This is a genomic window from Phenylobacterium sp., assembly GCF_035276905.1.
In the GTDB taxonomy this organism is placed as follows: Bacteria; Pseudomonadota; Alphaproteobacteria; order Caulobacterales; family Caulobacteraceae; genus Phenylobacterium.
In genome coordinates this window covers 1-6,466 of sequence record NZ_DATELG010000376.1, presented here as the reverse complement: position 1 = coordinate 6,466, position 6,466 = coordinate 1, and the positions used below count along the sequence as shown (strand labels likewise).

Below are 6,466 nucleotides of genomic sequence, written 5' to 3'. Positions count from 1 at the left end.
GCGCCGCGGGCATGGCGGTAGTCGCGCGCGCTGCCCGCGAGAGCCGCAGGAGGCGTGTAGCTGAACGTGCCTTTGAGCATCCGGGGCCCCCACCTTCTCTGGGCTTGTTTGGGGGAACTCTGATCCTGAGGGATTATTTTGCGGTATACGCCCCGCTAGTCCAAGGTTAGCGGGGCGTTAGCCATGGCAGGGCGTCCAGAGTAAGCTCGATCTACTTGGATAGGTGCAGTTGGGCGATCTGATTGGCGATACTGAGAAAGGTGGGATTCAGCGCCGTCCCCGTGGTTACGTCGAAGTAATGGTTCGCGTCCGTGGCGCAGCTCTTGAGCAGGGCGCGGCTGCTGGTCGTCACCCCCACGCCGATCGTATAGATCTCGATGCCGACGCTGGTCGCCTTCATGTTGTTGCAGAGTCGCTTCAGGCGGTCGTCCATCGCCGCGGTGCGGTCGCTGTCGCTGCTGTTGACGTCGTTGACTGGCGTGAGGGGGTTGTTGTCCTTCAGGATCCGGCCCTGCCAGATGTAGCCGTTCCCCGAGTAGTGGGATTTGTCGAAGATGTACGAATTATTGCTCATCGTGTTCTGACCGTCGGTCATCAGCACAACGATCTTCTTGTGCTTCGCCGCCAGGTAGTCGACGCCATCGGCGAAGGGCGCGTTGGGCGAGAGCGTATGCCAGCCCCAGACGAGACCCATCGGAATGTTGGTGTCGCCGACGGCGACCATCTGGCCGATCGCCGCCTTCAGGCCGGCGAAATCGGTCGTGAGGCGCTGGATCGCCTGCATGCCGCAGCCGCTGTTGGGCCCGATGGTGGCGTCGAGGGTGGTGACCGTCTTGTTGGCCTTCGTGTACTTGAGGATGCTGCCCTGCTTGCCCCACTGGTCGAGCGTGACGTTGTTTTCCTTGGTGGGATCCTTCACGTAGTCGTTGTCGGCCTTGTCGCCGCGCCAGTCCTTGACGTTGTCCGCCTCGTCAGGTGCGAAGAATGGCGTGAACAGCGTGTCCGGCGCGCTGGTCGACGGGGCGGTGTCCTGGATGTCGTACGGCGCCTTGCGGTTCTCGACGCAGCCGCCCCACGTTGTCCCGAGATTGTCGAACAGGGTGAAGCGGTTGGCCGCCTGGGTGACGCCCTTTTTCTTGGTGAAGATCTCGTTGTTGATCGACGCCACGCCGGCCTGGTCGAGCCAGGTTGCGGTCTTGTAGTTCGCGCCGACCTTCACCGTGTTGGAGAACGGCACCAGTGAGATCTTGATCGAGTCCGAGACCGAGCTCGACTTGGCCGCGGCGGCCATGGTGTCGACGAAGTTCGCCGCCGCCGTGCGCAGCAGGGCGATCTTCTTGTCGCCGGACCCCAACGTGTCGTCCATCGAGCCGGTGTTGTCGAGCACCAGGGCGATCTCGAGCATGCTGTTGGCGCGCGTCACCTCGGTGGAGGCGGACGCCTCGCCCGGATGGCCGGACATGGCGGCGAAGGTCGAGGCGTAGGTCACCGTCGCCGAGGCCACCACCTGGCCGCTGTCTCCGAGCTTGAAGGAGGAGGCGGCGAGCGTGAGGTCGCTGGCGTCGGCGAGGTTCTGCTGCAGGAGCCGCTGGCCGGTCTTCTGCAACGTGGCGTTGTCCGCGGCCCCGCTGCGCCCGGCCGCGAGCGCGGCGGCGTCCAGGGCGTCCTGCAACTCCACGCGCGCGGCCATGCCGTGGGTGAGGTCGACCGCGCCCATCGAGGCGATCGTCAGCGGGACGATGGCGAGGGTCGTCAGCATTGCGACGTTGCCCCGTTGGTCGGCGCGGAATCGTCGGGCGAGCAGGTTTCTCATTGCCCCATCCATGAAACGACATGCATGGCGTGCTTATGAGGTCACAACGTTAAGGTGTGCTTTGAGGAACTGGTTAAATATGTTCCGGCGGATATAGTAACCTATTCTTGGTTGTGCTCATCCAGACTTTCGAAAGCCAGTTGAGGGAGGTTTGACGCATGAGCCTGCGTGCATTCAGACGCGACGACGTTGGGGCGACGGCGATCGAGTTCGCCTTCGTCGCGCCGATGGCGATCGCCCTGATCATTGCGACCATCGAGGTGGGCATGCTGGAGGTGGTCTCGAGCAATCTCGACGCGGCGGTGATGGACGTGGCGCGAAAGATCCGCACCGGCGCCTCCGACCGCCCGGCGAACACCACCGCCCTCGTCGACATGATCTGCGCGAACATGGTCGAGAGCTCGGCGGACTGCCACGCCCGCCTCAAGACCAGCGTGCAGGTGACGCCGAACTTCGCCGACGCCGGGCCGGCCGCCGGCGCCGCGGCGACCGGGCAGTTCAACGCCGGCGGGGCGGGGGACATCGTCCTGGTCCGGGCGACCTACACCTGGCCGCTGATCCTGCCGATGTACGCCGGCAACTTCCAGCTCGCCGGGCCGACCCAGGCGATCCTGGACACCCGCGCCGCCTTCCGCAACGAGCCTTACGCATGAGGCTCGCGAAGGCCTGGCGGCGCTGCGAGCGCGGCGCCGCGGCGATCGAGTTCGCCATGGCGGCGCCGCTGCTGATCGTCTTCCACCTCGGCACGGTGGAGGTGGTCCAGGCGCTGGAAGCCCACCGCCGCATCGCCCACGTCGCCGGCGCGCTCGCCGACCTTACGGCCCAGGAACAGTCGGTCAGCCCGGGCGACCTCAACGACATCCTGGCCGCCGGCGCCCTGCTGGTGACGCCGTTCTCGACCAGCCAGCTCGGCGAGCGGATCACCAGCTTCACCGCCGACGCCAACGGCGTGGTGAAGCAGGACTGGTCGGTCAGCCAGAACTGGACCCTGGCCGGGGACCCGTCGTTGCCGGCGGGCTACCTGCAGGCGAACGAGAGCGTGATCGTCGCCGACGCCAGCTACACCTTCGCCTCGCTGTTCGGCATGGTCCTGCCGAAGTCGATGACCATGCTGAAGCACGCCTATCTGCGCCCGCGGATCTCGACCCAGGTCACCCGGGCGACGTCCTGATCTGCGCGCGCGGAACGAACCGCCGCCTTCCGTGTTCCAGAAATTAAGGTCGAGCTGAGGGAGCAGCCCGCCTGAGCATGGGGGCGCGCGCTTCGTGAGGAACCAGGCATCCCTATCCGGCCCCAAGGACTGCGGAGCGAGCGCTACGCCGAAGGTCGCGGTCATGATCCCGGCGAAGAACGCCCAGGCGACGGTCGGCCGGGCGGTGGCCAGCGCGCTCGCCGAGCCGGAAGCCGGGCAGGTCGTGCTGATCGACGATGGTTCGACCGACGCCACGGTGGCGGTCGCACGCGAGGCGGCGGCGGGCTCGGAGCGCTTGGTGGTGCGCAGCTTGCCGGTTTCGGGCGGACCGGCCGCCGCGCGCAACCTGGCCATCGCCATCACCGACGCGCCTTGGATCTGCCCGCTCGACGCCGACGACTTCTTCCAGCCCGGACGGCTGAGGCGGCTGCTGGCCCAGGCCGACGGCTGCGACTTCGTCGCCGACGATCTGTTGATGGTGCGTGAGGGCGCGGAGAGCGCTCCGGGGCGTCGCGTCATCGGCGATCGCGAGCCGCTGCCGATCACCCTCGACTTCAGCAGCTTCCTGGAGGCCAACGTCAGCCGCCCGGGGATGGCCCGGCGCGAGTACGGCTTCCTCAAGCCGCTGATGCGGCGCGCCTTCCTGGCCCAGCACGCCCTGGCCTATGACGAGAGCCTGCGGCTCGGCGAGGATGTCATCCTCTACAGCGCCGCCCTCGGCCATGGGGCGCTGTTCAAGGTCGTTCCGCCTTGCGGCTATGTGGCGGTCGAGCGCGCCGGATCGCTGAGCGTGCGGCACACCACCCAGGACCTGCGGGCGCTGCGCGACGCCAGCGCCCGTCTGCTCGACCTGCCGGGGCTGACCTCGCGCGAGCAACTCGCCGTGCGGCGGCACGTGCGGCACCTGCAGGCCAAGGTCGACCTGCGCGAGGTGCTCGACGCGCGCCGCGAGGGCGGCCTGGCCAGCGGCATCAGGGCGATCGCGGCGCGCAAGGATAGCGTGCCCTACATGTTCGCGCGCATGGCCGAGGACAAGTGGGACGTCCTGCGCTCGCGGCGCAGCCGCAGGCTGGCCATCGCGCGCACGCCGCTCAGCGCGATCCCCACGCGTAGTGGACGTTGATCCCCACCTCGCGCCGCGGGGTGGATTGGGTCAGGTAGTAGCCGGTCGGCCGGACCAGCTCCGGAAAGGCGGCCCCGAGCTGGGTGTTGGCGTTCAGCTGCACCGACTGCACGTCGACGGCGCGGTCGGTGTCGAAGGTGTTGCGGGCGAACAGCGAGACCTCCCAGGCGCCGTCGTGGCCGCGCAGGCCCGCGTAGAGGTTGATCAGGCTGTAGGCGTCGACGGTGAAGTCGGGCTCCGCCCGGTTGCGGTTCTGCGGAAAATAGCTCACGAGCCCGCGCAGGAAGCCGTCGACCTTGTCGGACACCGGCTGCACGTATTCCGTCTGCAGATTCGCGTTCCACAGCGGCAGCCGCGAGGACGATCCGCCCGGACAGAGCGAGATCAGCCCGCCGGTGTTGAAGACGGCGTTCCCGGCCGCGTCGGTGATGTTGCAGGGAACCTTGGAGTCCTGGATCTTGCCGTCGGCGTAGCTCAGCTGGAAGGCGACGTTCCAGTTGGGCGTGATCTGGAACGCCGAGTCGATGTCGAAGCCCTGGACCAGCGCGTCCACGCTGGCGGTGAAATCGAAGTTGGTGTTCTGCCGCGTGAGGACGGGCGTGTGAATGACGTTCACATAGGTCACGCCGGGGACGAAGACCGTCAGATTCTCGAACTGCTGGCGGAAGAGGGCCGCGTTCAGGCGCCCGCGCCCGCCCAGGAAGGTCGCCTTGAAGCCCGCTTCGTAGGCGCGGGTGTGCTCCGAGGGATGGAAGGTGAGGGTGCTGAGCTCCGGATCGGTGGAGGCGGCGAGGTCGCCCTGGATGCCGATGCTGGCCACCGGCGGGCGGTACGAGGTTCCGGTGTTGGCGTAGAGCAGCAGGCCCGGCGTCACCCGCTTCGACAGCGACAGGTTGTAGATGTGCGGCGTCTCGGAGGCGCGGAACGGCTGGGCGCTTTGGCTGAGCCCGGCCGGAAGCATCCGGTCACAGGTCCCCGGGTAGGTGCTGCCCAGGCCCGCCGCGGCGCAGGACTCCGCCCCGATGTCGCTCAGCTGCTGGGCGAAGACGACCTCGCCGATGGCGATCTGCGATTGGCTTTTGACGATCGAGAAGATCTGGCGCACGCCTGTGCCGAGCTCCACACCGTACCCTAGGTGGAAGGTGGCGTTGGCGAAGATCGAGGTCTCCTGCAGGGTCGAGGGGGCGTCGATGATCACCGGCGCCTGGTAGCGCGGATTGAAGTGGGCGAAGTCGAACGGGCCGTTCGGGTCGCCGAACGCGCCGGGGAGCAGGGGGCCGGTGTTGACGATGCGGCCGCCGTTGTTCTGCCAGCGGTAGTAGGCGCCGACCATGTAGTCGAACATCCCTCGCAGCGGCTTGTCCGACGCCAGGCGGATTTCCTGGGTGGTCTGTTCCTGGGCGACGGCGATGCGGGCGTAGGGCTCCGCGCCCGGTAGCAGGTTGCCCTGGTCCTGCGAGCTGGCGGTCTTGATCTTGAAGTTCAGATAGGAGCCGACATAGCTCAGGTGCTGGCCGCCCAGGACCCGGGCGTCGGCCTGGGCGGTGACGACGTCGAAGTGCTGGGCGATCTCGTTGGCGCCGTCCTCGACCGAGAGCCGCTGGTCGGGCGTGATCGCCGGGTTCAGCGCCGTGCCTTGGCCCGGGCCCGAGACCTGGTCGAAGTCGGTCAGCCGCTTGTCCAGGTGCTGGTAGGTGACATTGGCGCTGAAGTCGTCGGTCGGCTTGTAGCCCAGGCTGATCCGCTCCGAGCTGGTCGTCTGCCGCGGGCGCAGCGGGTTGTGCAGGCTGCGGACCCCGTCCAGGTCGCTCTGATCGATGACGCCCGCGACGCGCAAGGCCAGCACGTCCTTGATCAGCGGCAGATTGACCGCGCCCTGGGCCGCCCGTCCGCTGAGGTCGGTCGCGGTGACGTCGGCATAGCCGCCGTATTGCGACAGGTCCGGCTTGTGGCTGTTCACAGTGATCGCGCCGGAGGGCGCCGAGACCCCGCGGTTGGTCCCTTGCGGTCCGCGCAGCACCTCGATCTGGCCGACGTCATAGAGCGACTGGAACAGGAACAGCGCCTGGACCGGCGCTTCGTTCAGATAGAGCGCCACGGTCGGCTGGGCGCCGGTGCTGACGTCGAAGGTGACGCCGCGCAGCGAGGCGGCTGCCTGATAGCCGCTGCCGTTCTGCGCCAGGCTTAGGCCCGGCACGACCGCCTGGATGTCCTGGAACTGCTTGATGTTCAGCTTCTGCAGGCTGTCGGAGGTGACGACGTTCTCCATCAGCGGCGTGTTCTGCAGGCCTTCGGGCCGGCGGCGGGCGGTGACGACGATCTCGGACAGCATCGTCGG

5 protein-coding genes are annotated in these 6,466 nt (G+C 67.6%); 3 read left to right on the top strand and 2 right to left on the bottom strand.

Annotation, left to right across the window (positions count from 1 at the left end):
- Positions 1 to 211: 211 nt before the first annotated feature.
- On the bottom strand, positions 212 to 1,813 hold the full coding sequence (locus VJS38_RS17995; protein ID WP_324089528.1) for a TadE/TadG family type IV pilus assembly protein: 1,602 nt from the start codon (positions 1,811 to 1,813) through the stop codon (positions 212 to 214).
- Between the two features lie 158 nt (positions 1,814 to 1,971).
- On the opposite strand from VJS38_RS17995, the gene VJS38_RS17990 reads away from it, so the two are divergent.
- The 3 genes from VJS38_RS17990 (at position 1,972) to VJS38_RS17980 (ending at position 4,128) form a co-directional block, all read left to right on the top strand.
- Complete coding sequence (locus VJS38_RS17990; protein WP_324089527.1) at positions 1,972 to 2,466, top strand: TadE/TadG family type IV pilus assembly protein; 495 nt, start codon at positions 1,972 to 1,974, stop codon at positions 2,464 to 2,466.
- Positions 2,463 to 2,984: a TadE/TadG family type IV pilus assembly protein gene (locus VJS38_RS17985; protein WP_324089526.1), complete on the top strand. Its 522-nt coding sequence runs from the start codon at positions 2,463 to 2,465 to the stop codon at positions 2,982 to 2,984. The genes VJS38_RS17990 and VJS38_RS17985 overlap by 4 nt, the downstream gene beginning before the upstream one ends.
- 94 nt (positions 2,985 to 3,078) lie before the next feature.
- Positions 3,079 to 4,128 carry a glycosyltransferase family 2 protein gene (locus VJS38_RS17980; RefSeq protein WP_324089525.1) on the top strand — a complete coding sequence of 350 codons (1,050 nt, stop codon included), beginning with the start codon at positions 3,079 to 3,081 and terminating at the stop codon, positions 4,126 to 4,128.
- Here VJS38_RS17980 and VJS38_RS17975 read toward each other — a convergent pair.
- A partial coding sequence (locus tag VJS38_RS17975) for a TonB-dependent receptor (RefSeq protein ID WP_324089524.1) occupies positions 4,097 to 6,466 on the bottom strand: 2,370 nt, incomplete at its 5' end. The two genes, VJS38_RS17980 and VJS38_RS17975, sit on opposite strands and share 32 nt — an antisense overlap.